Origin of the sequence: Streptomyces cucumeris (genome assembly GCF_024295805.1) — a bacterium.
Classification (GTDB): domain Bacteria; phylum Actinomycetota; class Actinomycetes; order Streptomycetales; family Streptomycetaceae; genus Streptomyces; species Streptomyces cucumeris.
Genome location: NZ_JANCLX010000029.1, coordinates 51450 through 77640, shown reverse-complemented (window position 1 = coordinate 77640; position 26191 = coordinate 51450). Strand labels below are relative to the sequence as shown.

Annotated in this window: 19 protein-coding genes and 1 pseudogene; 3 read left to right on the top strand and 17 right to left on the bottom strand. The window is 68.5% G+C overall.

Annotation, left to right across the window (positions count from 1 at the left end):
* Nucleotides 1-5: 5 nt before the first annotated feature.
* Nucleotides 6-638: a TetR/AcrR family transcriptional regulator gene (locus NMK44_RS31715; RefSeq protein ID WP_254749696.1), complete on the bottom strand. Its 633-nt coding sequence runs from the start codon at nt 636-638 to the stop codon at nt 6-8.
* A gap of 184 nt (nt 639-822) precedes the next feature.
* The gene (locus NMK44_RS31710) at nt 823-4833 is read right to left on the bottom strand and encodes a type I polyketide synthase (protein WP_254749694.1); all 4011 of its coding nucleotides are present in this window, start codon (nt 4831-4833) and stop codon (nt 823-825) included.
* Between the two features lie 274 nt (nt 4834-5107).
* Here NMK44_RS31710 and NMK44_RS31705 point away from each other — a divergent pair, with 274 nt between their 5' ends.
* On the top strand, nt 5108-6211 hold the full coding sequence (locus NMK44_RS31705; RefSeq protein WP_254749692.1) for a helix-turn-helix domain-containing protein: 1104 nt from the start codon (nt 5108-5110) through the stop codon (nt 6209-6211).
* On the opposite strand, the gene NMK44_RS31700 is transcribed toward NMK44_RS31705, so the two are convergent.
* Both NMK44_RS31700 and NMK44_RS31695 read right to left on the bottom strand, forming a co-directional pair.
* Nucleotides 6201-7793, bottom strand: coding sequence for an FAD-dependent monooxygenase (locus NMK44_RS31700; protein WP_254749690.1), 1593 nt, complete (start codon nt 7791-7793; stop codon nt 6201-6203). The genes NMK44_RS31705 and NMK44_RS31700 overlap by 11 nt on opposite strands.
* Before the next feature lie 120 nt (nt 7794-7913).
* Nucleotides 7914-8960: an NAD(P)-dependent alcohol dehydrogenase gene (locus NMK44_RS31695; protein WP_254749688.1), complete on the bottom strand. Its 1047-nt coding sequence runs from the start codon at nt 8958-8960 to the stop codon at nt 7914-7916.
* Between the two features lie 228 nt (nt 8961-9188).
* On the opposite strand from NMK44_RS31695, the gene aroC reads away from it, so the two are divergent.
* Nucleotides 9189-10373 (top strand): chorismate synthase, encoded by a 1185-nt coding sequence (aroC, locus tag NMK44_RS31690; protein ID WP_254749686.1) that lies wholly within the window; start codon nt 9189-9191, stop codon nt 10371-10373.
* A gap of 55 nt (nt 10374-10428) precedes the next feature.
* Here aroC and NMK44_RS31685 read toward each other — a convergent pair whose 3' ends face one another.
* On the bottom strand, nt 10429-11826 hold the full coding sequence (locus NMK44_RS31685) for an MFS transporter (RefSeq protein WP_254749684.1): 1398 nt from the start codon (nt 11824-11826) through the stop codon (nt 10429-10431).
* A 211-nt stretch (nt 11827-12037) separates the two neighbouring features.
* Here NMK44_RS31685 and NMK44_RS31680 point away from each other — a divergent pair, with 211 nt between their 5' ends.
* Nucleotides 12038-12919 carry a helix-turn-helix transcriptional regulator gene (locus NMK44_RS31680; protein WP_254749682.1) on the top strand — a complete coding sequence of 294 codons (882 nt, stop codon included), beginning with the start codon at nt 12038-12040 and terminating at the stop codon, nt 12917-12919.
* Between the two features lie 24 nt (nt 12920-12943).
* Here NMK44_RS31680 and NMK44_RS31675 read toward each other — a convergent pair whose 3' ends face one another.
* The 12 genes and pseudogenes from NMK44_RS31675 to NMK44_RS31620 form a co-directional block, all read right to left on the bottom strand.
* The gene (locus NMK44_RS31675; RefSeq protein WP_254749681.1) at nt 12944-13414 is read right to left on the bottom strand and encodes an allene oxide cyclase barrel-like domain-containing protein; all 471 of its coding nucleotides are present in this window, start codon (nt 13412-13414) and stop codon (nt 12944-12946) included.
* A 38-nt stretch (nt 13415-13452) separates the two neighbouring features.
* Nucleotides 13453-15078, bottom strand: a complete 1626-nt coding sequence (locus NMK44_RS31670; RefSeq protein ID WP_254749679.1) for an aromatic amino acid ammonia-lyase — start codon at nt 15076-15078, stop codon at nt 13453-13455.
* A gap of 3 nt (nt 15079-15081) precedes the next feature.
* Nucleotides 15082-16134 carry a phenazine antibiotic biosynthesis protein gene (locus NMK44_RS31665; protein ID WP_254749677.1) on the bottom strand — a complete coding sequence of 351 codons (1053 nt, stop codon included), beginning with the start codon at nt 16132-16134 and terminating at the stop codon, nt 15082-15084.
* Nucleotides 16135-16198: 64 nt separating this feature from the next.
* The gene (locus NMK44_RS31660) at nt 16199-16951 is read right to left on the bottom strand and encodes an SDR family NAD(P)-dependent oxidoreductase (RefSeq protein ID WP_254749675.1); all 753 of its coding nucleotides are present in this window, start codon (nt 16949-16951) and stop codon (nt 16199-16201) included.
* A gap of 52 nt (nt 16952-17003) precedes the next feature.
* On the bottom strand, nt 17004-18023 hold the full coding sequence (locus NMK44_RS31655) for a class I adenylate-forming enzyme family protein (protein ID WP_254749673.1): 1020 nt from the start codon (nt 18021-18023) through the stop codon (nt 17004-17006).
* Nucleotides 18020-18295 (bottom strand): acyl carrier protein, encoded by a 276-nt coding sequence (locus tag NMK44_RS31650; RefSeq protein WP_254749671.1) that lies wholly within the window; start codon nt 18293-18295, stop codon nt 18020-18022. Before NMK44_RS31650 ends, NMK44_RS31655 begins: the two co-directional genes overlap by 4 nt.
* The gene (locus NMK44_RS31645; RefSeq protein ID WP_254749669.1) at nt 18282-18728 is read right to left on the bottom strand and encodes a hypothetical protein; all 447 of its coding nucleotides are present in this window, start codon (nt 18726-18728) and stop codon (nt 18282-18284) included. The genes NMK44_RS31650 and NMK44_RS31645 overlap by 14 nt, the downstream gene beginning before the upstream one ends.
* Before the next feature lie 13 nt (nt 18729-18741).
* A complete protein-coding gene (locus tag NMK44_RS31640; protein WP_254749667.1) occupies nt 18742-20472 on the bottom strand; it encodes a prenyltransferase/squalene oxidase repeat-containing protein in 1731 nt (576 codons plus the stop codon).
* Entirely contained in the window at nt 20469-21794 is a 1326-nt protein-coding gene (locus NMK44_RS31635; protein WP_254749665.1) for a phenylacetate--CoA ligase family protein, read from the bottom strand. Before NMK44_RS31635 ends, NMK44_RS31640 begins: the two co-directional genes overlap by 4 nt.
* A 60-nt stretch (nt 21795-21854) precedes the next feature.
* On the bottom strand, nt 21855-23219 hold the full coding sequence (locus NMK44_RS31630; RefSeq protein WP_254749663.1) for an aldehyde dehydrogenase family protein: 1365 nt from the start codon (nt 23217-23219) through the stop codon (nt 21855-21857).
* A 63-nt stretch (nt 23220-23282) separates the two neighbouring features.
* Nucleotides 23283-24404, bottom strand: a complete 1122-nt coding sequence (locus NMK44_RS31625; protein ID WP_302888867.1) for a 3-deoxy-7-phosphoheptulonate synthase — start codon at nt 24402-24404, stop codon at nt 23283-23285.
* Nucleotides 24405-24967: 563 nt separating this feature from the next.
* A pseudogene (locus NMK44_RS31620) lies at nt 24968-25713 on the bottom strand (phosphotransferase family protein).
* Nucleotides 25714-26191: the final 478 nt, after the last annotated feature.

The window sequence follows — 26191 nt, the reverse complement described above, 5'->3', positions numbered from 1 at the left end:
CCACCTCAAGGAGCAGGTGGGGCCACCGGGGCCATGCCCTCCAGGAGAAGCCGCAGAATTTGCTGAAGTTCTTCGGCGAGTGATGGCCTGGTCTCGTCGGCTGGTTGACTGGCCCACCGGTAGAGGGCTCCGAGATAGACGTCGCGCAGAACGTTACCGACTCCGCTGGGCGACATTTCCGGGCGCAACTCACCCCGGTGCACGCCACCGTCAATGATCTTTCCAAACACTTCCGCGACATACGGCTCTTCAAGTATCGGCCGCCCCGCCTTGACCCAGGCAGTCAGCATCGCCGCCGTGAGCTGCGGTTCCTCGTCGTTGATACGGACGAGGATCGCCATGCACTCCTGCAGCTGCGCGATCGAACTGGGTGTGAACGTGTCGGATTCACCGATACCAGTCACAAGCGCGGCCCGTCTCCTTTCTCCCCACGCACTGATGATGTCTTCCTTGCGCTGGAAGTAGTTGAAGAACGTCCCGCGTGCCACATCGGCCCGCTCCGCGATCTCACCGATGGAGGTCTGGTCGTACCCCTTCTCCAGGAAGAGCTCGAGCGCCGCGGAGTAGAGACGCTCCCTGACTCTCTGTTTGTTGCGTTCCCGGCGGCTGATCGGCGGCGGCGTTGCGCGCACGTTCATTCCGTCCCTCCCGTTCGTGCTGAGCTGGTGAAGCTGAGGGCTACGGCTCCGCCGGGAGCGGTGCTGCCTATCCCGGTGACGCTCTCATCGGGCCAACCTCCAACTTTTTATACCACAGTGCAAGTTTAGTTGGTGCTTGTGCCACCGAAGTTCGACAGGAACGGACATGTAACGCGAGTTGGCTTCAGGTCATGTGGCGTGGCTCCTCGTGCTGGGCTTGTTCCGATCCTGCGTGCGGCGGGACGAGGCTCTCTCGCAGGGTGGCCAGGCTCTCCCGGCTCAGCAGCCGTCCGGCGGGGACATCGATGCCGTGGCTCTGGCGCAGGCGTTGGCGGAGCTGGGATGCCATGAGGGAGTCGAGTCCGAGGTCACGCAGCGACCTTCGCTCGTCGATCTCCGACTGGGACATGCCCAGCAGCCTCGCGGAGTGTTCGAGCAGTGACGTCGAGGCGTCTCCCGGCTGGGGGCGCGGGGAAGAAGTGGGATCCGCGGTGCGCGCCTCGGGGAAGGCGGTACCCGTCGTGCCTGATGTGGCCGGCCGGTCGGCGGCGGGAGGAGTAGCGGAACGCAGCAGGGCGGTGAGGAGTCCGTCCACAAGAGGCTGGGTGACCTTCTTGACCGCGCCGGCCACTGGTGCCACGTACCGTTCGGTCAGTGCCGACATACGTGTGAACACGGAGGGCAGTGGTGCGCTCGTGCCGGCCCGCCGCGCGAGGCTCTGCATACGGATTCCGGAGAATCGCGCCAGGGGGCGTTGGTCCGAGGAGAGCAGGACGACGTCAGCCAGCAGTGAGCCTTCATCGCTCCCGGCCCGTACGGTGCTCAGACTCCAGAACTCCGACTCCGGCTCGCCGTAGAACCGGACCGCGTCGATGGCGACCGGGACATGGATGCCGTCGTCTCCGGACGCGGTGTCCGGCCGCGCCGCCAGAACCGGTAGCAGTCCCGCTTCCCACCCGACCCGCGGCAGGGGCTTCGCCAGGCGTATCCGGGCCACGGCCTCGCCCTTCCCCCGCCACAGGTGTTCGACGGCCCGGAACGGCCCACGGATGTCGTATCCGTGGCGCTGGGCGAGCGACAAGTAGCCTTCGGCGCTGACGTAGTCGGGGCACCGTGCGAGTGCGGCATCCAGGACACCCGAGGTGTCCGGGACAGCATCCGCGGTGCCTGTTCTGATGCCCCGTCCGGAAGCGCAGACGACCGTGGCGGAGGAGCCCGGGAGCGAGGCCCGCACCGTCACGTCGCGGGCCTGTCCTGCACCGTCGTGGTACTCGCCCAGGGCGACGTGGAGGGTTGTGTCCCCGGCCGCTTCGGCGGGTACGGGCACATCGCCCAGCGTCACGTCACGCAGTTCGAACGCCGCGGTGCGATCGGCCTCCTGCACCGTTTCCAGCATCGCCGAGAGATAGACGACGGGTGGCACGGGTGTGAACCCCAGGACCGCTATACCGTCACCCCACTCGGCGGTCTCGCTCCACGACGCGAGATCGATGTGCCGGACCCGAGCGGCACCGGAACGATGTCCGGCAACGGGGTCGGCCGCCGCGCGCCGGAACGGCACCACGTCCCAGGAGTAGGTGGGGAGCGACGGCACGTGCCGCGGGGCGTCACCGCCGTACCAGCGTTGCCAGTCGAGCCGCCCGCCATGGACGAAGAGCCGGCCGGCCGCCCGTGCCAGCTCGGTGGGCTCGTCGGACATACGGTGCAGCGATGCCACCGCGGCCGCATCGCCGTCCGACGTGTCGTCAAGAGCGGCGAGGAGGACCGGGTGCGGACTCACCTCGAGCAGAACGCTCTCTGCCGCGCGGACCACGTTCTGCACCGTATCGGCGAACCGGACGGGCCGGCGCAGGTTGTCCATCCAGTAGGCGGCGTCCAGTTCCCGGCCGCTGACCTCGGTGCCGGACACGGTGGAGATCATCCCCGTCGTGGCGGGCAGCGGGGAGAGCTCGGCGAGCTCCTGGAGCAGGTCGTCCCGCAGCGCGTCCATCTGTGGCGAATGCGAGGCCACGTTCACCTTCACGGGACGGCAGAGGATATCGCTCTCCTCCAGTTCGGCCCGCAGGGCGTCGAGAGCGACGGGATCACCCGTGAGCACCGTGGTGGTGGGCGCGTTCTCCGCCGCTATGCACACGGCTCGGCCGTGGCCCTCGATGTGCTGCCGCGCCTGGGCGGCCGACAGCTCGACCACCAGCATGGCGCCCTGCCCCGCCGTGCGCTGCATCAGCCGGCTGCGTCGGCAGATCACCGCGGCCGCGTCCTCGAGCGACAGGGCGCCGCTGACATGGGCGGCCGCTACTTCCCCCATGCTGTGCCCCATGCACAGATCCGGTTCCACGCCACGTTCGCGCCAGGCGGCGGCGAGGGCCACCTGCACTGCCCACAGGACGGGCTGGACGGTGCTCACGTCGGTGGGGAGTTCGGTGTCGTCGGACATCAGACGGTCCAGGACCGACCAGCCGAGTTCCCTGCGCACGGCCTGGTCACATGCGTCCAACGTGGCCCGGAAGGCGTGCGAAGAGCGATACAGCGTGCGGCTCATGCCCTCCCACTGGGACCCCTGGCCCGAGAAGACGAAGACGACGCGCTTGTCCCCCGACAGGCCGGCCTCCGCGATGCCGCCGTCCGGAAGCATCTCGCCGTCGGCGAGGGCCCGCAGCCGCTGCGACAGGGAGTCGTGGTCGTCGCCCACGACCCAGAGCCGCTGAGGGTGGGCGTCGCGTCCCATGGCCGCGGCGGAGCAGATGTCACCCAGCCGGTGACGACGCCCGGGGCCCGAGGGCCCGAGGTAGTCCGCGTAATCCCGTGCCAGGCGGCGGAGGGAACTGGTCGTCCGCGCACTGAGCACCAGCAGGTGGGGCCCGGAGTCCGTGGCGGTGCGGTGGGCGGTGGATGTGCGCTCGGGGATCTGCGTGCCGACGACGACGTGCGCGTTCGTCCCGGACAGTCCTAAGGAGGTGACGCCGAGCAGGGCACCGGAACCGGCCGTGTCCAGCGGTTGGTTCCGCGTCACCACGCGCACCGGGAAGTCGTCCTGTGCGAGCAGGCCGTGCGCCTCGTCGAGGTGCAGCGACGCGGGAATGACACCGTGTTCGAGAATGAGCACCGTCTTGATCAGTCCGGCGAGACCGGCCGCGGCCTCAGGGTGCCCGAGGTTGGTCTTGACCGACCCGGTGAGCAACGGCCGGTCCGGCGCCCGCCCCAGCCCTGCCGTCTCCGCGAGCGCGCGGAGTTCCACCTCGTCTCCGATGTGCGTTCCCGTGCCATGCGCCTCGATGTAGTCGAGCTCCGAAGGCTTGACGCCGGCGCCGGCGCAGGCCCGGCGCAGCGCATCGGCCTGGCCCTCCACGGAAGGGCGGACCAGCAGTCCGCTCGCCGCGCCATCGTTGGTCATCGCGCTGCCGAGTAATACCGCGCGCACGGGGTCGCCGTCTCTCAGCGCGTCGTCCAGCCGTTTGAGCACGACCGCGCCCACACCTTCGCTGCGGACGAATCCGTCGGCGCGGGCGTCGCCGAACCGGCAGTGTCCGCCGGGTGAGAGCATGCCGCCCTGGGAGTAGGCGATGGAGTCGTGCGCGGACATGATGACGTTGACTCCGGCGGCGATGCACAGGTCGCTCTCACCGGTCAGCAGACTCTGGCGTGCGGCGTGCACGGCCACCAGGGACGAGGAGCACGCGGTGTCCAGCACGACGCTGGGACCGCGCAGATCGAGGGCGTGGGAGACACGGCCGGCCGTCACCGAACGCAGCCGGCTGCCGACCATGGCGCGGACATCGGGTTCATGGGCTCGGGGAGGGGTCTCCGCGTACTCCGCCGTCGCCTGCCCGACGAACACACCGCCCTGGCTTCCCGCGAGCAGCGATGGACGTATCCCCGCCGACTCCAGGGCTTCCCATACGACGTGCAGCAGAAGCCGTTGCTGCGGGTCCATCTCGCTTGCTTCCACGGGTGAGATACCGAAGAACGCCGCGTCGAAGCCGAAGGGGTCGGTGAGGAAACCACCGTGGCGCGACACCGTTCGACCGGGGGTCATGGGGGTGGGGTCGTAGCAGTCGGCGATGTCGAAGCGTTCGTGCGGTACCGGGCTCACGGCGCCGGTGTTGCCCATGAGCACGTCCCACAGTTCGTCGACGCTCTCGGCTCCGGGGAACCGGCATCCCATGCCGACGATCGCGACAGGTGTGTAAGGCATGAGTTCTGCTCCGCACACGGACGACTCCAGGTGGGTGGGTGAGTGAGTCAGTGATCGTTAAAGAGGGATGCAAAAATACACCGCGGAACATTTTTTGCCTCAAGCCCGACTATTTCTTTAGGCAGATTTGACTGACCTGGGCGCTTGTACGGACCTTTGTGAATTTGCATCGCGAACTCGAGTCAAAGTCTGTACTTGCGTCCATACATGACTGCGTGTCTATTCTTGACTCGCAGTCATCAGAGCGGGTTCGGAGCGAGTATGGGAGAAGGCTGTGGACCTCGGGCACATCATTCCGCTGATCAGCGATGAAGAGCTGACGGCCTATCAGTTCCTCGTCACCACGGGCGGAGCCACCATGGAGGGGTTGTCCAGAAGCCTCGGGTGGGGCGCGGGACACGCGGAGGGCGTGCTGTCCACACTGAAGAGAATGCGGCTGGCGCGCCACAACACCGAGGGGCACGGCGCTTGGACCGCGGTGCACCCGGAGATGATCAGACTCCAGTACGCCAAGCCGCTCTCGGGAGCCATCGACGCCTGGCAGACCCAACTCAACGAGATCCGCGAGCAGCTCGACATGATCTCCGGGCTCTGCGCCGACGACGCGGAGAACGTCGGTGTCAGCCCCGTGGTCACGGTCGAGGGCGCGTCGGACATCCGTGACATGGTGGAGGACTACGCGGCGCGGTGCGCAGAGGAAGTGTTCGCCGTGCAGCCGCTGGGACGGGGAGTGTCCTCGATCGCCCGGGACGTGACCTGCCGGGACTCCGGACTGCTGAACCCGTCGGTCAACGTACGGGTGCTGCTCCCGCACTTATCGCGCTACGACGCGGAGGTGCGCGGTTGCGTCGAGCACGTCCTGGCGGCAGGGGGTGAGGTCCGCACCGCCGCGGCGACCCTGCCCGCCCTCATCGTCTTCGACCGGTCCGTGGCCTTCCTGCTGGACGGCGCGGACACCGGAAGAGCCCATATCGTGAGGCACGGAGCGTTGGTGGAGTTCATCGTGCACATGGTGGTGAGCGCCTGGGCCACCAGTGTGGCCTTCCGGCCGACCGGCGGGAACAGCAGAATCCCCGAGTGCCTCACCCAGGAGACGAAGAGCGCGATCCTTCAACTCCTCGCCGCCGGTTACAAGGACGAGGTCGTGGCCAAGCGGCTGGGCATCGGAGTGCGCACCTGCCGGAAGTACATCGCGGAGATGTTCGGCGACCTGGGAGCGCAGAGCCGCTTCCAGGCCGGCTGGATCATGCGCGACCATATGCTCGCCTCCGGCGTCGGCCAGGATGCGGAAGACCACGGCGCCACGTCACACCGACAGGAAGCCGATGAGCGTTGCCGCACCCGAACCGGATGCGACAACGCTCCCGTCAGCGGGTGAGGGCGTGGCTGAGGGCCGTCGTGAGGGCACCCTCAAGGTCGTCCGCGGCCGTCTTGGCACGCCAGGTCACCACGGCATCGGGACGGATCAGCGCGGCCCCGTCCGGCGCGATGCCGTAGCGAGTGCACCAGAGGTCGTCGCTGTCGGCATAGCGGTCGCCGATCCGGTGCGCGGCCAGGGTGACCCCCAGCTTGCGGGCGACCTTTTCGGCGGCGGCGACCCAGCCGGGGGCCTCGCGACCGGCCAGCAGCACGAAGCCGTGACCGAACAGGTCATGGGTGGAGATCTCCCCTGGGCCATCGGTGAGGGCGACATGCGGGGCGCGTCCTCCGGGGCGCCCGGTGGGATGCCACGGATCCTCCTGCACGCTGCCGTCATCGTCGGCCTCGGTCCCTATCGCCGGGGAGCGATAGCGGAAGCCGAGGAACTCCTTGGGCGTGGGGATGGGGGCATGGGGATCGGCGGGGTTGTAGCTGGCGGGCACCCGGCCCTCCGAGACCTTGGCGAGCTCGACCTCGCGCTTGAGCGTGATGTCGATGACCGGGCGCCGTTCGACTTCATACATGTCCAGCAGATCGGGCCCGGCCTGTCCGGTGAGCACCAGGGCGAGCCGCCAGGACAGATCGTAGGCGTCCTGGATGGCGAGGTTGCCGCCCTGGCCGCCGTTGGGCGGGCAGGCATGTGCGGAGTCACCGGCCAGGAAGACCCGGCCTTCACGGAAGCGGTCCGCCAGCTTGTGGTTGATGGGGAAGAAGCGGGCGTTGATGAAGGTGATGTCGATGTCCGGGTCGCCGATCGCACGGCGGATCCGGTCCACACAGCGCTGCTCCGTGAAGTCCTCCGGTGTCTCGCCACGCTCGGGAAAGTAGTCGACCCACAGGGTGTGCCGCTCGGAGCCGTCCAGGATGAAGCTGCAGCCACTGCCGGGCATGCCGATGACCTCGACAGCGTCCTTGACGTACCGCGTCAGATCGGCTTCGAAGGTGATGACGTACATATGGCCGATCACTCCGCCGCCCTGGACACCGATCCCGACCATGTGCCGTGTGGGGCTCATGTTTCCGTCGGCTGCCACCAGGTAGTCGGCCTCGACGGCATACTCATGCCCGGTGGATGCCTCGCGCAGCGTCGCGGTGACCTTCTCCTCGTCCTGGACAAGAGAGATCATCTCGGTACCCAGGCGCACCTCCGCACCGGCTTCCTCCGCGCTGGCGCGGAGGATCTCCTCCACCCGTGCCTGGGATATCCACGCGAGCGGCGGCACCGATGAGAGCTCTTGCGGATCGGGCTCCAGGGGTGGGTCGAGATACTGTCGCTCGGGATCGGCCAGAGAGGTGCCGTGGCTCATACGCGGCCACTGCGCATCGGCGATGGCGGCGCGGATGCGCTCTGCCACACCTGGCAAGGTGTTGAGCAGTTCTTGGGACCGGGTATTGAGACCCCATGCCTTCGGCAGCGTGGAGATGGCTGTCCGCCGCTCCACCAGAAGGGGGCGCACACCGCGCGCTGCCAGACTCAGCGCGGTCGTGAGCCCGGTATAGGCGCCGCCGACGACGAGGACGGGAACCCGCTGTACTGACATGACATCTGCCTCCGTAACTTCTTTTCCGCGAAGTCGGGTCGGGCCCGAGCAGCTTTCTTCCTGAATGCCGGCAGACGACAGGAAGTGAGCCGGGAATCGCTCTCCGGGTGATTCCATGAGTCAGGCCATGGTGAGCGTGGCGATGTCGATAACGTACCGGTACCGGACGTCCGACAGGTTTTCCCAGGCTTCTGATACCTGGGCCGCCGAGATTTTCTCGACCTCAGCGGTGATGCGGTGCGCCGCGCAGAAGTCGAGCATGTCCTGCGTCTCACGTATTCCGCCGATGGAGGATCCGGCGATACAACGACGGGCACCCAGAAGCGAAAACACGTTGTACGAGGCGATCGGATCGCCCGGTGCGCCCACGTTGACGAGGGTGCCGCCGAGGCCGAGCAGCCCCAGATACGCGTCCACGTCGATACGCGCCGGCACCGTGTTGATGAGCAGGTCGAAATACCCCTCGAGTCCGGCGAGGTCCGCGCTCGCGCCGGTGTCCACGAACCGGGCGGCGCCGAAGCCCAGGGCGTCGTCCTTCTTGTCCGGTGACCGGCCGAACAGCGTGACCTCGGCCCCCATCGCCGCGGCGATCTTGACGCCGAGGTGTCCGAGCCCTCCCATCCCGAGCACACCGACCCGCTTGCCCGGTCCCGCCTGCCACTTCCGGAGCGGCGAGTAGACCGTGACGCCTGCGCACAGCAGCGGGGCAGCACTGTCGAGGTCCAGCGCTTCGGGAATGTGGAGAACGAAGGGCTCCGCCACGACGATGGACTGGCTGTAACCACCCAGGGTCACTTCCCCGTCATGGTCGAGCGCGGAGTAGGTCTTGACGAAGCCTTCGGTGCAGTACTGCTCCTCGCCCGATGCGCACGGAGCGCACTTTCCACAGGAGTTGACCATGCAGCCCACCCCGACGCGGTCGCCGACCGTGAACGTGGTGACGGAGGGGCCCACTTCGGACACCACCCCGGTGATCTCGTGACCGGGAACGAGAGGGAAGAACGTCCCACCCCAGTCGTCATGACCGAAATGCAGATCGGTGTGACAGACCCCGCAGAACATGATGTCAATCCGGACGTCATCATCGCGCAACGGGCGGCGCTCGATCTCGGTCAGCGTGAAAGGCGCTCCTTTGGCGGGCAGCGACAGTGCGACGGTGCTGGGCATGATGATCCCCCATCTCTTATTGCGTGCACCGGAGAACACATCAACTGAAGCGGAAATCCCGCACGAATCCCAGTGGTTCCTCGCCGCAACGGCGTGCAGAAACCTGTAGTGCAGCTTGTTGCACGTCACGGGCCGCAAATGTACGACTAGTGTCACAGTCGCATACACGGAGATCGCTCAACTATCCCGGACTCATTTTCTGGTAATTGAGACGCGAAAGGAGCACCCTTGAGCAGGTTGCGCTGGCTGACCGCCGGGGAATCGCATGGCCCCGCACTCGTCGCGGTACTGGAGGGACTTCCCGCCGGTGTCCCGATCACCACGGAGATGGTGGCGGACCACCTGGTACGGCGACGCCTCGGCCACGGGCGCGGGGCACGGATGACGTTCGAGCGTGACGAGGTGACGTTCCTCGGCGGTGTCCGGCACGGGCTGACGCTCGGCTCCCCGGTGGCGGTGATGGTGGGCAACACCGAGTGGCCCAAGTGGGAGCAGGTCATGGCGGCCGACCCGGTCGACCCCGAGGTGCTCAGGGATCTCGCGCGCAACGCTCCACTGACCCGGCCGCGCCCGGGCCACGCCGACCTCGCGGGCATGCAGAAGTACGGCTTCGACGAGGCGCGGCCGATCCTGGAGCGGGCCTCCGCCCGCGAGACGGCGGCCCGCGTCGCGCTGGGCGCCATCGCCCGGTCGTACCTCAAGGAGACCGCGGGGATCGAGATCGTCTCGCACATCGTGGAGCTGGCCTGCGCGAAGGCGCCGTACGGGGTGTACCCGACCCCCTCCGATGTGCAGAAGCTGGACGCCGACCCGGTGCGCTGCCTGGACGTTGACGCGTCGAAGACGATGGTGGCCGAGATCGACCAGGCCCACCGGGACGGCGACACACTCGGCGGCGTCGCCGAGGTCCTGGCCTACGGGGTGCCGGTGGGCCTCGGCTCGTATGTGCACGAGGACCGACGCCTGGACGCCCGGCTCGCCGCCGCCCTCATGGGCATCCAGGCCATCAAGGGTGTCGAGGTCGGCGACGGCTTCGAGCTGGCGCGGGTGCCGGGGTCCCAGGCGCATGACGAGATCCTCGCCACCGAGGACGGCGTCAGGCGCGCCTCCGGCCGCTCCGGCGGCACCGAGGGCGGGATCACCACCGGTGAACTGCTGCGTGTGCGCGCCGCGATGAAGCCGATCGCGACCGTGCCGCGCGCCCTGGCCACCATCGATGTGGCCACCGGCGAGGCCACCACGGCACACCACCAGCGCTCCGACGTATGCGCCGTCCCGGCGGCCGGGATCGTCGCCGAGGCCATGGTCGCGCTGGTCCTGGCGGACGCGGTCGCCGAGAAGTTCGGCGGCGACAGCGTGCCGGAGACCCGGCGCAACATCACCTCGTACCTCGCCGGCCTGCGGATCCGGTGAGTGGCGCGTGGCGTCGGGCGGCGGCACTCGGATCGCCCGGCGCTCGCTCACGTTCTCACTTTCGCGGCAACAGCGCCGTGGCGCCCAAGGCGTTGGCCAACAGCAGGCAGGTGGTGATCAGAAGACTCTCCCGCATGCCCGTGGCGAAGTTTCCCGCGAGGAGTGCGCCGAAGACGGCGATGCTCAGCGCTCCGCCCATCTGCCTGCTGGTGTTGAGCAGCGCTGCCGCGGTGCCGGCCCGTTCCGCGGCGACACTGTCGAGCATCAGGGACGTCAACGCCGGCATCGCGAGGGAACCACCGATGCCCAGCGGGATCATCAGCAGGGCCGTGACCCACGGAGGCGTGCCGGTGTCGACGGCGATGAGGCTGCCGCTGCCCGATGCCCCGGTCAGCAGCCCTGCGACGACCACCGCCCGCGGGCCGTAGCGGGCAACCAGCCGCGGGGAGAGATAGTTGAAGTTGGCGGTGACCGCCGCCATGGGCACGAACATCAGCCCGGCTGAGAACGCCGACTGACCGCGCTGCTCCTGGAAGAAGAGGCTCAGCACGAACACCCCACCGTAGAAAGCGGCGTTGAGGGCGAAACCCGCGACGACCGGCACACTGACGCCACGCAGCCGGAACAGCTCCAGCGGCAGCATCGGCATACGCCGTCGTGCCTCGACGGCCACGAAACAGGACCCGGCCACCACCGCGAGCCCGATCGAGACCAGCACGGTGCCGGTGAACCCGTCGTGCCCGCCCTCGATGACGGCGAAGGTCAGCGAGGCCAGCGCCAGCACAGCCGTCAGCTGCCCCGGCAGGTCGAACACGGCAGGATGGCGTGGCGAACGTCCCGCCCGGGTCAGCATCAGAACACTGGCCAGCCCGGCGGGCACATTGAGGAAGAAAACGGCTCGCCAGTTCCACTCCGTGGTGAGGAGCCCGCCCAGGACCGGCCCCGCGGCGATCGCCACCGCACCGCCGACCGTCCACAAAGCGATGCCTCGCGCCCGCGCCTGCGGGTCCGGGAACGCCTGCCGGATCAGCGCCAGCGAGGCCGGCACCATCACCGCCGCCGCGCTCCCCTGCACCACCCGCGCCGCTGTCAGCGCCCCGAGCGTCGGCGCCGCCCCACAGGCCAGCGAGGCCAGGACGAAGAGCCCGAGCCCCCAGCCGTACGCGCGCCGCGCGCCCACCGCGTCCGAGAGCGCGCCGGCCGAGAGCATCAGGGCCGCGAACATCAGGGTGTAGCTGTCGGCGACCCACTGGAGCCCGGACAACGAACCGCCCAGGTCCCGTCCCACGGCGGGCAGCGCGACGTTGACGCCGGAGACATCAAGTGTGATCACGAAGAAGCCGAGGACGGCGGCGACCAGAGCCGCGGTGGCGGAGCCGGTACCCCCCGACTCCTCCCCGGAGGCCGCGGCCTCTTCCGTCCCTGTGTCTGTCTCGGACTGCTGCACGCCCATCGTGCACTACTCCTCACTGCAGCGCCCCTGCTGGGCACGGCATCGGATACGGGCAACGGATTCGAATGCGGACATCGGATGTGGATCACGACGTGGAAGGCCAGCGTGGCCGGTGCGCACGGCCGCTGACAGACCGAAGTGTTAGGGGCACCAGCGTTCCTGGCCCTGACAGGGCCCCTCTGAATGGGTGGCTTCTGGGGACAATGGAGGGATGAGTGAAGGTACGGAACTCGGTCGCTTCCTTCGTGCTCGCCGCGCGCGGATTCACCCGCAGGACGTGGGTCTGCCCGTGGGCACGGGTCTTCGACGTACCCCGGGACTGCGCCGCGAGGAGCTGGCGACACTGGCCGGGGTCAGCGTCGACTACTACACACGGCTGGAGCGGGGCCGGGAGACCAGACCTTCACCCGCCGTCGTCACCGCCATCGGCGAGGCGCTCCGGCTCTCCGCCGACGCGACGCGCCGGCTGCACGAACTGGTGGCGCTCGCCGCGGGCCAGACACCCACCCCGTCCACGGGGCCCGCACGTGCGGTGCGGGAATCGGTCCGCAACCTGCTGGAGACACTGCGCCCAGCACCCGCGTACGTCGTCAGCCGTGCCAACGACCTGCTGGCCGCCAACAGGCCGGGGCTGCGTCTCTTCCCGGGCATCACCGACTGGCCGCGGGAGCGCCGCAACCTCACCCGCTACATGTTCCTGCACCCGACGGCCCGGACGCTGTACCGCGACTGGGAGAAGATGGCCGCGCACAGCGCGGCTCATCTGCGTGCTATCGCGGGCGCGGATCCGGACGAGCCGGAACTGGTCCGGCTCGTCGGTGAACTGGTCCTGAAGAACCCCGAGTTCGCCCGGCTGTGGGAGCGCTACGACGTACAGGCGCGCGGTGGCGGCCAGAAACACTTCCAGCATCCGGAGGTCGGTGCGATGTGCCTGGACTTCGAGGTGATGGCGATCTTCCGCACGGACGGTCAGCGCCTGGTCACCTATCAGGCTGCGCCCGGCACCCCGGACTACGATGCGATGCTGCTGTTGGACATGGCCAGTCCCGAGGAGCCGGAACTCACCGGACACCCGGAACGGGGTGAGAGGTAGTCCCCGTGCGGACGGGGGGCGGATTCACCTGTCCAGCGCGATGCGGTAGGTCTCATGCGGTGTCTGGATGTCATTGCAGGTCAACTCGCCGGTGGCACCGCGGTAGGCGCCGGTGCCACCGGTGACGGCCATCCGGACCGTATCGGTGCCCTTGGTCCACAACGACTGCGCGGTGAGCTGTCCGTCGGGTAGCTGGACGGACAGCACACAGTTGGTGGTGATCTTCTCGCCGACCAGTTTGGTCACCTGGCAGGAACTGCCGTCCTCCCCGACCTGCTTCCCGTCCTGGAACAGCTTGTCGGAGTAGACGAACTCGTCCCCGACGCTCAGGCCGCGTGCGCCGACATCCGTATGCACCACTCCGTCGTTCCCGATCTCCAGGTCGATGACCCGCTGGGACGTGGCCTGCGCGGGGAAGGCGAACACGGCGGCTATGCCCAGGGCCAGCACTCCGGTTCCCGCCATACCGAACAGGCGGATCTTCTTGTTGATCATGCGATGAGTCTCCTCGTTGTCGTCAGACCGTGGTGTCGTCAGGCGGTGGTGTCGTCGTCGTTGTCGTCGATGCCCGTGGCACGCCGCAGGGCTCCGGTCTCGATCAGCCCGATCACCGCCTCGATGTCGTGATCGAGCCGGCGGTCATGGGTGACGAAAGCGCTGTGCTTCCTGATGAGCCGGTGCACCGCCCGGACCGCCGGTGAGGCGGCCTCGACCCCTCGCAGGTCGAGTGCCTGGGCGAGGGCGAGCAGATGTATGGCCGCCACTTCGCGGACCAGTCCGTTGACGGTGCGCGCGTCACGGGCCGCGATGGTGCCCATGCTGACGATGTCCTGGTTGTGCGCCTCCGTGGAGCGCGAGAACACCGATACCGGCCCGGTCTGTTTGAGGGCTTCGGCGGTGACGGCCGAGGCCGCTATCTGCATCCCCTTGAAGCCGTGGTGCAGCCCCGCCTCGGGATCGTCCGGAGGGCGCGCGACGATCAGATTGGGCGGCAGCCCCGCATTGAACTTCTCGTCCACGACGAGGGCGAGTTGCCGGTCGAGCAGATTGGCCAGGCCCGCCACCGTGGTCTTCAGGCTGTCCATCGCCTGTCCGACATGGCCGGCGTAGAAGTTTCCACCGAGGTGGAGTCCGGACTCGTCGACGTCGAACAGCGGGTTGTCCGTTGCGGAGTTGATCTCGGTGCCCAGCCATCGGTCCGTCCAGTCGAGCGTGTCCCGGACGATGCCGATGATCTGTGGGGCGCAGCGCACGGAGTACGTGTCCTGGATCTTCTCGTTCAAGCGGAGATAGCCCCGCCCGTCCAGTCTTTCGCGGCGTACGAGGATGTCCTCGAAGGACGTGGCCAGCCGCGATCCTTCCAGCAGGGTCCGGATGACCTTCGCCGACGCGACCTGGCCGGGGTGCGCCTTGTTCGCATGGACGAAGGGGTGCAGCGCCGACGCGTTGCCGTGCAGTGCCTCCAGCGTCATGGCCGTCGCGAGTTCGGCCACGAAGGTCAGCTCCCGTGCGTCCGCGGCGGCGAGGACCGCGTACGCGGCGGCGAACGAGGTCCCGTTGATGAGCGCGATGCCCTCTTTCGGCTCGAGCCGCAGCGGTGGGATGCCCTCGTCGCTCAGGGCGTCCAGCGCCGGACGCACGGTGCCGCGGTGCAGGACCTGGCCCTCGCCTATCAGGGCCGCGGCCAGGTAGCACAGCGGTACCAGATCACCGCTGGCGCCGACCGACCCGCGTTCGGGGATCAACGGCAGGATGTCCCGGGCCAGGCATTCGAGCAGGGTCGACACCGTTTCGGGGCGGACCCCCGAGACACCCTTGGCCAGTGCGTTCGCCCTGATGAGCATGGTTGCCCGGGCGACCTCGGGTACGGCCTTCGGGCCGACCCCGTTGAGGTGATAGAGCACCAGGCTGCGCTGGAGCCGGTGCGCCTTGTCCGGTGAGATCTGCCGTACGCAGCTGTCTCCGAAGCCCGTGGTCACGGCGTAGATCGGAACTTCCTCGGCCAGCAGCGAGTCCTTGAGGCCGACCGAGGCGCGCATCCGTTCGACGGCCGAAGGGCTGAGGCTCACCCGGGCGTCGTCCCGGCCGCGGACCGCTGCGGCAACCGCGCGGGGCGAGAGGCTGGTTCCGTCGAGTTCGATGTAGGGGGCCGCAGGCATGGGTCAGTAGACGCCTTCGATCATCTTCTGGCCGTCCATCTCGGCCACCGGGCGGATGTTCCGCAGGGAGTCCCCGACCCGCGTGGGGCTGGGAACCCGCGTGGCCAGGTCGCGTTCGAGACTGTTGGGCACGAGACCGTACTTGGTCAAATAGTTCATGACCACGGCGCCTTCCGATCCGAACTCCACCGGCCGGTGCGACGAGGGGTCGACCACGCGGTAGAAGACGTAGGGGGCGTACGAGTCGAAGACCACATCGTCCGCGCCGTCCGGGGCGGGGCGCTGGACCGTGCCGCTGAGGACCGATGTGCTGCCGTACGAGCCCCGGAACCGCGTCTTGGGGAAGAGCTCCGTGGCCAGGAAGTCCAGCGTGTCGACGTCCATGTGCGCTCCGGTCCAGATCACCAGGCGGACCTTCTCCTGGATCAGCGCACGGACCGAGGACCGCTCGGCCATCCGGCCCAGCAGCGGCGGCGTGGTGATCAGGAAGGCGATGTCCTGCGACTGCAGGACCAGCTCGGCCTGGTCGACGAGGTGGTCGACATAGGCGGCGGCGCCCGCCTTGTCGCCGACGGCGATGAGGCGCTTCACCCAGCGGGGATCCAGATCGATGGAGAACCGGATCCCTCCCCTGGCCTGAGCGATCCGTTTGGAGTACTCACCGAGCATATGGGGGCCGCTGGGCGCCACGGCCAGGGTGTGTCCTTCGCCGTCTTCGCCGTAGTGGGAGTTCTCCCATGCCATGTATGTGTCGAACCAGTTCTCGAACATCACGAAGCGCTTGGGTGCCCCCGATGTACCGCCGCTCTCGTACACGGCGAAGATCTTCTCGTCCGTGCCGAGGCCCCGCGGGATCAGCGCCTCGACCGGAACGTCACGGAGTTCGTCCACCAGATTGGGAAACTGCAGCAGATCGTCGACGCACCGCACGTCCTCCAGCGGGTCGAAACCCAGCCGACTCCGGCGCTCCAGCCAGAACCGGGAGCCTGTGGCGGGATCGAAGTGCCAGCGCATCATCGCTCGGACGTGTGCGTCCGCCTTTTCGCGGGCGTTCATGACGGGTCACCGCGCTTTCTTGATCGAAGAGGGGAGTTCGAAGTACGTAAGGGGGAAAGGCGGCTCACACCCCGTGGTAGGAGCCACCGTTGATCTGGAGGATCTGCGAGGTGATGTAGCCGCCCGGCTCCGAGCAGAGATAGAAACCCAGCTCCGCGACCTCCGCGGGGTCTCCCGCGCGTCCCAAGGCGGTCTGGCGGACGAGCATCCGCTCCCGTGCGACGGGGAGACCGTCACCGAACAGTTCGGTGCCCGCGATATATCCCGGCGCGATGGCGTTGGCGCTGATGCCGCGCTTTCCCAGGCGGGTCGCGAGGACGTGCACGTACGAGTGGAGGGCCGCCTTCGCGGCACCGTAGCCGCCCGTCCCTCCGGACCCGCGGTAGGCGGCGATGGAGCTGTAGAGCACGATGCTTCCGCCGTCAGCCATCACAGGGGCCAGACCTTCCACGGCGATGACGGCGGTCATGACGTTCGAGCGGTACGCGTCCTCCCATTCCGTCGCGACCGCCTGAATGCCCTCGTCCTCGGACGCGGGCACCGAGCCCGCGCAGCACACCAGCCCGCTGACCGGCAGCCCGGTCGACCGGATGTGCTGCTGAAGGTGTTGCGCCGACTCGACGTCGGACATGTCGAGGGCGAGGGTGTCGAGGTCCGCTCCGGGCACACTCGACCTGATGTCCTCGGCCGTTCGGGTGAGCCGCTGCTGCCCCCTGGCGACCAGCAGCACCTTGTCCTCGTTCTCGGCGAACCGCTTCGCCGTGGCCTTGCCGATGCCGGCGCTCGCACCGGTCACCACGATCAACCTGGGCACCATCGAATTTCCTTTGAATGAACTTTGGCGGTGGGGCAGGGGCGGCCGACGGCGGTCAGAGGGCCGCCAAGAGGGCCTTCCGGTCCGGCTTTCCCGTGGCGGTCCTCGGCAGGTCAGCCAAGTGCACGATCCGTGCCGGGCTCGGGAATTCCCGGAGGGCCTCTCTGATGTCCGTCACACCGGTTCCACGACCCCGGTCGGACCAGAAGATCATGTATCCCTCCCCCGTGAGAGGAGCGTCGGACACGGGCAGCACCACGCATTCGGCCTGCGGCAAACGGGCACTCAGCCGCTCGCTGACCCGGGCGAGATGCACTTTGATCCCGTTGACCTTGAGGAGCGAACTGCTGCGCCCGACCAGCCGGAAAGCACGGGGACCGGTGAAATCCACCAGGTCGCCGGTGGCCCAGTAGGCGGGCGGGCACGTCCTGCTCTCCGGGCGGGCCAGACGGGGGCCGCTGACGACCAGTTCCTGAGCCCTTCCCGCCGGCGCCTTGGCGTCATGGACGAAGGACACATCGGGGAAGGCCCGCCAGCGGCCCTCGGCGTTCTCCCCGGGAACCAGCGGCCGGTGAGCGATGCCCCCGGTCTCGGTCGACCCCAGGATCTCGTGGGCCCGAAGCAGTGGAGCGGCGCGGCGCACGAGGTCACGGGCCGCGGACGGCGGGGCCGCCGAACTGTGCAGGGCGACGACTGAGCCCGCGCGTTCCAGTGTCGACCAGCTCCGGCGCAACAGGTCCCAGGCCATCGGGACGCAGACGACCAGGACCCGCTCGCCAGGCGTGATGGGCAGCGGCTCGTACGGGCAGGACCACGCCTGGTGGACGCGGACCTGCGCCATGCGCGGCAGCCACTGGCCGAACAGGGCGCCGAACAGATGCTGCGGCGGGGCGTAGTTGACCACATGGTCGACCGGACCGACCAGGCTCTCGCCGATCAGCCGCACCTCGCGCTCCATCTGATGAGGGAGCCGGAACCAGCGGCGCGCGGCTCCCGTGCTGCCGGAGGTGTCGAACCAGATCTCGTCGAGGGCCCAGGCCCGGGAGCCCCCGTCGCGTCCTGGCGTCGTGGTCACGCCGCCTGATCCTCGACACGCTCGTGGACGTACAGGGCGGTCCGGTCCAGCGTGCTGAACCAGTAGCGGACATCGTCGCCGACGAAATCCACCTCGATGCCGAACTCGCCCTCCACCGCGGTGACGTATTCCAGGGCTGCCAGACTGTCGAAGCCCGGCAGGGTGTCGGACAGGTCGACGTCCGGAGCCAGGGCGTGGGCGGCGTCGCCGAAGCGCTTCTCGAGGACCGTCAGGACACGGGCGCTGATCTCGCTGCGGTCAGCGGTGTGCATGAGGGAGACCTTTCTTGTCATCGCGGGTGACCGGCAGGGGGTCGCCGCTCGTCAGGGATCCCGAAACCAGGTAGAACACCCGGTCGGGGTGGGTGGGTTCGAACCGCACCATCAGGTGGGCGCTCACCGCGTCGAGGCCGAGCGCCTCCCTGATCTCCCCGGCCAGCTCGGACCGGTACGTGTGGTCGCGGTCGGGGTGTACGTGACACACGACCGACGCCCATCGGGCCTGTCGGCCCTCCTCCGTGCCGTCCTCGTACTTCGTCAACGGCACTCCCCCGGCGAAGTACGCCATGGGTTCCGCGGTGCGGAAGGAGACCACGACATGCGCGGCGTCCGAACCGTGCGCGGCCAGCCACCGGGTGAGGCGCAGCGTGGCCTTCAGCCGGGCGGAAGGGGTCAGGGGGCTGCTGGTCACATCGACGGTCGGCAAGATTCCGCGCCTTTCACGAGAGGGCCAGGGGTGGCAGGGTGTGCTGATCGGAGGTCAGCCGCAGCTCCAGTCGCCGCCCCAGGCAGTCGGCGAGCGGGCCACCGCTCGTGGCCATCAAGGGGGTCCAGGCGAATCCGTCGTCCACCGTGCGCACGCTGTCGAGGAACTTCGCCAGATGACCGGTGTCCCAGGCCAGCCCGAACGCGTCCGCCGCCAGTACGGCCTCATAGGTGCTCAGCAGGTCGGGCACCCGGTTGCCCTCGTTGGCGAAGCCGCCGCCGCGGACCCGGTGCCGGGCGAGTGCGTCGACGACGGGTGCGCCGTCGACCGTGCCCGCCCGCTGCAGTGCCCTGCGCGCCTGGAGGGTGGCCCGCAGGGTGGGCCGGCCGCCGGGCACGTTGGCGTACTGGCCCGGCGCCGTCTCACAGGTGGCCACGAACGCGGCGACACCGCGCAGCGGCGCGGCGGCGGAGCTCCCTCCCGTACGGTGCATCATCTCCGCGGCCGCGCACGTCGACACCATGTCCGACGCACGGCCCTCCCAGTACCCGAATCCGCCGTCGGGGTTCTGGATGGCGTCGCCGAGCCACCTGGTGATCCTGCCGCGGGCGTCGGCGTCCTCCTCGAACGCCCCCGCGGACAGGGCCCAGAGGGTGCACCGCACCTCGCTACCGCGCCCAGGCATGTACATGATGCCGTCTTCGTTCGGCAGCATGCAGCTCTCCATCCAGCGCACGGCCTCGCGCGCCGCGGAGTCCGGGAAGCGGCCGGCCATCACCTGGGCGGATGTCGTCAGTACGTCCGAGGCGAACTCCGGAGCGCGGTAGGTGAATCCGCCCTGGGCGGTACGGAAGGACAGCAGCGTCCTGACCAACCCGTCCGCCAGGTCGTCGAGCCCGGCGCCGAGCGCCCTGAGCGCTCCCACCGCACAGAAGGCGGCCCACACATCCGGCACGGGATAGCCGGGCCAGCGGGTGAAGGCCCCCTCCGCGTCCAGCCGGGCGCGGATCCAGGCGACACAGCCGTCGGGATCCCTCGGGGCCTCGCCCAGGCGGTCCAGTGCGTTGCAGGCGCGGAACGTCGCCCACAGACAGTCCGTCTCGTCGCCCGCCTGGAAGGTGAATCCGCCGTCCGTGCTCTGCCGGTCCTTGAGCCAGTCCGTGAGCCGCTGACGGTCCCACGGCAACGGGCCTTCTCCACCGGTGGCAGTACTCCAGGCGGTGAGGGCGTAGTAGCAGGCCCGTACGTCGGACGTGCCGTTCTTCGCGTGGGCCGGACTCCACGCCAGCCCACCGTCCTCGGCCTGCAGCGCGGCCAGCCAGTCGAACAGTGTCCCCGGCGGACGCTCTTCGTAGATCTCCACGAGCGTACGTACGGCGTAGTAGGTGGCCCAGACATCTGAGGTCTGGCCAGGTGTCATCGCGAACCCGCCGTCCGCGTGGGCGGCACTCCATACCCACGCCGAGCTCGATCGGCCCACCGCTCCATGGGTGTCGGCCGACAGATCGGCCAGCGTCTGGGTGCAGTAGTACGTGGCCCAGGCATCGGAACTCATCCCGGCCGACCATGCGAACCCACCGTCGGAGTTCTGCCGCGAGGAGAGAAAGCCGACGACACCATCGGGGGAAGGCAGGTCGTCGATGCGGCCCAGCCAGGAGAGGGTACGCACGGCGGCGTAGGTGCACCACAGGTCGGACTCCCCGGAAACGACCCCGGACGAATCCAGCAGCGTGTCGTACGTCATGCCGGCACCACCTCGTCGACGACCCGGAAGTTGGAGCGCTTCCAGCTCTTCTGGGAGCCGCCGCTCTTCGTGGTCACCGGCAGCCGGTTGACGAACCGGACCTCGTCCCATCGGAAGCCGAGGTGCTCGTCCGTGCTCCGTTGGATGAGGTCGTTCCTCGCCGGTTCGGCCTGCCGGTCGCCACTCGGATCCCGCTCCAGCAGCAGCCTGGCCCAGGTGCCGCCCGAGTCGATCTCGATCAAATAGCCCATGACATCGTGGTGGGCGTAGACGATGCCTTCGAGGTCGCGGGTACGCACCCGGCTGCCCTTGATCGCGGTTCCGTCGCTGCCCCGGCCATGGACCGTCACCACCGGGGTCTTCATGCCGCAGGGGCAGCCGTCGGTCAGCGATACCTCGTCACCCATGTCCAGGCGCAGGAGGGGGCGGGCGTCGTTGTTGAGCGGGGTGACGACGAGCCGGCCCGCTCGGCCGGCCTCGGCGGGCTCTATGCCGTTCTCGTTGCCGATCTCGAAATAGTTCGCCCGGCGCAGCAGGTGCAGCCGGTCCTGATCGCAGCAGGCGGCCAAGGTGCCGCTCTCCGTACTGCCGTAACTGGCATCGTAGGCGCGCGCGTTCCACCACTGGCCGGCCATCTCACGAAGTTCCGGGGTGCTCACCTCCCCGAGCAGCATGAGCAGCCGGACAGACTCCCGCATGCGGTCCAGCAGACCGCGCCGCTTGAGGACCTGGGAGAACTCCAGGAGCACACCCGGCGCCACGAACAGCACCGTCGGCCGGAAGACCTCCCACAGACCGACGATCCGGTCCCAGTCGGAGATCCCGGTGGTGTACGGATACGCCTTGGCGTGAGGAATCCCCAGGAACTCGCAGACGCCGACCATCAGATCGGCCACGGGCACGATGTCCGAGGGCAGCAGGATCAGCGCGCGGTGGTCGCCGCCCGACAGCATCGGACGCCATGCCTCGGCCACGGACACGGTGTTGGCGATCATGTCCTCGGCCGTGCGGGGCGTGGGCGTGGGAGTCCCCGTCGTCCCCGTGGTCTGGTAGTACTTGAGCCCCTCGCCGACCGGAACACGCAGGTAGTCCAGAGGGCGGGCCTTGAGGTCGTCCTTGGACGTCGTCGGCAGGTTCTGGAACGCCTGCGCCGAGAAGGCGCCGAGCGAGGCGTAGGCCGACGCCTGCTCCGCACGGTGCCACGCGTCGGAGAGCTTCGACGCGTAATAGGCCGCGGCGGAACCGGCTTCGGGGTGCTGAGCGGTCACCTCCCGCTGGATCCGCTCCATGAAGTCGAGGTCACCCCTGGAGTTGATCTTCATATTCCACTCCTTGCTTGCGACGAGTGAGCCGAGGCGCCGGCGCGCCCCCTTCGATCGGGCCTAGGCACCATGGGCCAACCCCTTGGCGCGCATCAGGAACTCCCCGAGGAACCCGTCGTGCGGTACGTCCGGATGGACCCAGGACGTCGGCCTGCCCTGGTACACATTGGAGACGCCGGTGAGTTCGGTGGCCGCGGTGACCAGCGCGTGGTCCGTGGTGTGCAGCGACAGCACCAGCGAACCGTCGAGGACGTCCAGGGCGTTGCGCTCGAACGGCGCGACCCACACACACGGGAAGGGCACCTCGTACGACAACGAGGGGTCGTGCGCCGATACCAGTTCCACGACCGCAGGTGTGATCGTCGCCAACGAGCCCGAGCCGCCCAGCCGTTCGACCCGCGGTTCCAGGTGCACCGTCGCGCTCCTCGCCCGGTCCAGGACCGCCTCCACGAGCCGTTCCGCTTCGGCCTGTGGCATGCACGGCAGAAGGGCCCCGTCGTCGAGCGGCCCAGTGCGTCGGGTCTTCTTCAGCGCGGCGGCGAGCTCACCGGCGAATCCCGAAGGATCGTGTTCGACCAGCACGCCCGTGGTCGCGGTACACGCGGTGCCCGCGTGGTACAGCGCGCCGTCGAGAGCGATACCGATTCCGGTGTCCCGGTCCGCGTCGGCGGCCACGACCAGCTTCGAGCGGCCCGGGCCCTGGAGCAGGACGTCCCCGCGGTTGCCGTATCGGTCGACGACGTCCTGACCGCCGTACACCAGGGCACGGTCCGAGCGCTCGATGATCAGATCTGCCGTGGAGTGGCTGCAGGGTGCCATGACGAGCTGGCTCGCGGGGATACCCGCCCGCCGCAGCGCCGTGACGAGACGGAAGGGGGTGAGCGGGTCCCGGGTGGAGGGTCGGACGACGACCCGGTAGCCCAGGGCCAGCGCTTCCAGCCACATGGCGTGGACCCCTGGGCTGTTGCTCGCGGCGTGCACGGCGAAGACGTCCCCGACACGGCACCACAGGGCGCCCGCCGACGGAGCCGCCGACACCTCGGTGCCGACCGGGGCGCAGCCCGTGGGCCGGGCCGCCGACGGCGCGCGTCCCACATCGCGCAGGGTCCGCGTGATGAGCGCGCCGCATTCACGGACGACGGGCAGGGGCGTACCCGTCAGCGACGACACCCGCCGCTCATGGGCTGCCAGGTCGTCTCCCAGGATCTCCTCGGTCTCGAAGGCATCAGCCGCCTTGTGGAGCACAGCCGCCACCTCGGCGACAGGCAGGGGCGGGTGTGCCCGGAGCTGATCGATCCAGTGGGAGACGACCAGACCTGGGACGGAGGCCAGTTCAAGGGCCGACAGGCCCGAGGCGTCCGCTACGGCGGTGCGGTTCCGTGTCCGGTAGGGCCCGGCCGGACCCAGTGCGGGGATCTCCAGCATGCTCGCTCTCCTGCTCCTTCCGGCCAGTCACGTGGTGTGCGGGGGATACGGCGGACAGGGCGGTCAACGCTCTGCTGCTCGTGAGGCCCGGCGCTGACGGGTCGCTGCCGCGAGGTCCTGGAGCACATCCACGGTGGCGTCCCATCCCATACAGGCGTCGGTGATGCTCTGGCCGAACTCGGGCTCGCCGACACCGAGGTCCTGACGCCCGGGCGCCAGGAAGCCCTCCAGCATCACGCCGCGGATATCGGTATTGCCCGCCGTGATCTGCGTTCCGATCTCCCGGGCCACCACGGCCTGTTGCTCGTGATCCTTGCCGCTGTTCCCGTGACTGGCGTCGATCACCACGCCGGTCGTCAGCCCGACCGCTGACAGCAGTCCCACCGTCTCGCGCACATTTTCCGCGCGGTAGTTGGGGCTGCCTGACGCGCCCCGGAGGACGACGTGGCAATCAGGGTTCCCGCTGGTCCGCAGCGTTGCCGCCCGGCCTTCCGGGCCCAGGCCGAGGTAGGCGTGGGCCGTGGCGGCGGACCGGATGGCATCGACAGCGACCCCCACGGAACCGGCGCTACCGTTCTTCATGCCCACCGGCATGGGCAGCCCGCTCGCCAACTGCCGGTGAACCTGGCTCTCCACCGTCCGTGCTCCGATGGCTCCCCAGGAGATCAGGTCGGCCAGGTACGCGGGAGCCGAAGGGCTCAGCCACTCCGTTGCGATCGGTAAGCCCAGGTCGGCGATCGCCAGCATGAGAGTCCGTGATGTACGGAGTCCTCGGTCGAGGTCCAGACTGCCGTCCAGCATCGGATCGGTGAGCAGCCCGGTCCAACCGACCGTGGTGCGGGGCTTCTCCACATAGACCCGCATGACGACGGCCAGGTCGTCAGCCAGCTTGGCGGCCAGCTCACCCAGCAATTCGGCGTAGGCCAGTCCGGCGTTCACGTCATGGATCGAGCACGGGCCGACCACGACGAGCAGACGGTCGTCGTCGCCGTTCAGCACCCGGCGGGTCATCCGGCGGCCGGCACTCACAGAACGGGCCGCGGCCTCGGTGAGCGGCAGCTCCCTCAAGAGCTCGGCGGGGGTGCTTGCGAAGTGCGTACGGTACCGCCCACCGATGGCGTCCAGTGGAAATCGTTCGGCGGTGGAATCAGGGCTTTCTTCAATCAGCGTGTCAAGACTCTGCATCATTCCTCAATTCGTTCTTGGCAGCGCAATTCCGGCGCGTCGACAACGAATCAGTCAGGCGGACCTCTGAACTTCTGACTATCCATCCCTCATCAGGCTCGGTTGAGCAGATGCAGCGGTGGAGACGCCGCATTCAACCGTTCGGCAAGCACGTGAAACACTGTGCCCAAGGAGAGATCCGGACCGCCACCTGTGGGGCGTGCAGCAAGCTGTTGTGCACCTAGCTGCACACCATGCGTGCGTAACCATCCGGGATGAACTGCGAATTCACCGTTCCATCCATCGTCATGAGCCTGGATGTACCGATCAATACCGGAGGCACTCTGCCGCGGGGCCTCGACCAGGCTCCCGGGAGAGCTGGAGGAACCAGCTGAACGCGAGCATTCAGCTCGGCCACGTCCCCTTTTTCCATGGCCTCCTGAGCCAACTCCGTACACCCGGAGAGCCCTTGCACGACGATGCGACAGTTCTCTTTTGGAGCTGACTCGAAGGGGGCGAACCTGCGGGAACGAGGACCTGCTCGATGCGCCAGAACGCACTCACGGCCGTCGGCCCGCGCAGCGTCACATCCGGGATCTCAGCACATCAACTTCACAGCCCGGCGCGGTCGGGTCGAAGCCATGCTCGACCAGCCAGCGAACCCCCATCAGGCTCTGCAAGGACGACCACGCACGGATCACGTCGAGGTCGACGTCGGCGCCGTAGCCGGCGGCGACGTCACCCAGGTATTCCTCATGTCCGAGCGTCAAGGTCGCAAGGTCGAACAGGGCATCACCCTGGCCCGCCTCGGACCAGTCGATGATGCCCGTGATCTCGTCGCCGTCGACGAACACGTGAGCGATCTGCAGGTCCCCGTGCGTGAACACCGGAGTCCACGGCCGGAGCGCGGCCTCGGCGATGTGGCGGTTGCGGGTGACCAGGTCGGCGGGCAGGACGCCGTTCGTCACGAGCCACTCGCACTCGCCGTCGAGATCCGCCGCCAACTCGTCGAGTCCCCGGCCGCCCCGGCCGGGCCAGGGCGGCAACGGCGCGTCGTGCAACTTCCGGACGGCGGCACCCGCCGCGGCCCACGCCGCCGGGACGCGGCCGACGGCTCGCCTAGGCGGCCGAGCGCTTTCCCCGGGACCGCGGCGATCGCGAGCACGGGCGGCTTGCGCCACAGGATCTTCGGGGTCGGGACCGGGGCCAGGGCCATCGCCTCGACCTCGACATCGATGCGCGCCTGATCGGCGTCCACCTTCAAGAACACGTCGCCGACGCGCAAGGTCGCGCGCTCGGAATGGGCGACGACGACCTGGACCTCATCCATGGGCGACCAGTATCCCGGATGACCGTCCACGTCGCCGGGAATATCGCGTGCGATCGTGCGGCTCACCGCGTCCCGCCACCCGGCGTCCTCGTGCTGGACACCGGCCGCCAAGCCCACCACTTCCGCGAAGAGCCCTCAACCGCACCCGGCCGCTCTCCGTAGCGTTCGGCATCTGCCCCCCGGCAGGGCGGTGGCGATGAGCGAAGTCCGCACCTCTTCACCGTTGGCACGGACGAAGCGCCCGTTGTGAGCGACGGGTCCAGCTCAACGAGCGCCATCGGCACTGCCTCCCCCAACGCCCCCTGAACCAGGGCCCCTTCGCCGCCACAGCGTCTGAAACATTCTGGAAATCCACCGGTCACACCCCTGGCGATTGCTTCGTATATCGCATACGTTTGCCCTCAACTTCGAACGGGCCATCGGGTTTCAGCCAGCAGACCGCCATCCGGCCATACGACGGAGCGGTCACGCTCGGCAG

Bases quoted from the DNA above. Each gene is read 5' to 3' on its own strand.
- NMK44_RS31630 (WP_254749663.1), bottom strand. From the start codon at position 23,219: ATGCTGGAGATCCCCGCACTGGGTCCGGCCGGGCCCTACCGGACACGG.
- NMK44_RS31625 (WP_302888867.1), bottom strand. From the start codon at position 24,404: ATGCAGAGTCTTGACACGCTGATTGAAGAAAGCCCTGATTCCACCGCC.
- NMK44_RS31675 (WP_254749681.1), bottom strand. From the start codon at position 13,414: ATGATCAACAAGAAGATCCGCCTGTTCGGTATGGCGGGAACCGGAGTG.
- NMK44_RS31685 (WP_254749684.1), bottom strand. From the start codon at position 11,826: ATGGGCGTGCAGCAGTCCGAGACAGACACAGGGACGGAAGAGGCCGCG.
- NMK44_RS31635 (WP_254749665.1), bottom strand. From the start codon at position 21,794: ATGAAGATCAACTCCAGGGGTGACCTCGACTTCATGGAGCGGATCCAG.
- NMK44_RS31700 (WP_254749690.1), bottom strand. From the start codon at position 7,793: ATGTCAGTACAGCGGGTTCCCGTCCTCGTCGTCGGCGGCGCCTATACC.
- NMK44_RS31680 (WP_254749682.1), top strand. From the start codon at position 12,038: ATGAGTGAAGGTACGGAACTCGGTCGCTTCCTTCGTGCTCGCCGCGCG.
- NMK44_RS31640 (WP_254749667.1), bottom strand. From the start codon at position 20,472: ATGACGTACGACACGCTGCTGGATTCGTCCGGGGTCGTTTCCGGGGAG.
- NMK44_RS31660 (WP_254749675.1), bottom strand. From the start codon at position 16,951: ATGGTGCCCAGGTTGATCGTGGTGACCGGTGCGAGCGCCGGCATCGGC.
- NMK44_RS31665 (WP_254749677.1), bottom strand. From the start codon at position 16,134: ATGAACGCCCGCGAAAAGGCGGACGCACACGTCCGAGCGATGATGCGC.
- NMK44_RS31710 (WP_254749694.1), bottom strand. From the start codon at position 4,833: ATGCCTTACACACCTGTCGCGATCGTCGGCATGGGATGCCGGTTCCCC.
- NMK44_RS31695 (WP_254749688.1), bottom strand. From the start codon at position 8,960: ATGCCCAGCACCGTCGCACTGTCGCTGCCCGCCAAAGGAGCGCCTTTC.
- NMK44_RS31670 (WP_254749679.1), bottom strand. From the start codon at position 15,078: ATGCCTGCGGCCCCCTACATCGAACTCGACGGAACCAGCCTCTCGCCC.
- NMK44_RS31650 (WP_254749671.1), bottom strand. From the start codon at position 18,295: ATGCACACCGCTGACCGCAGCGAGATCAGCGCCCGTGTCCTGACGGTC.
- NMK44_RS31715 (WP_254749696.1), bottom strand. From the start codon at position 638: ATGAACGTGCGCGCAACGCCGCCGCCGATCAGCCGCCGGGAACGCAAC.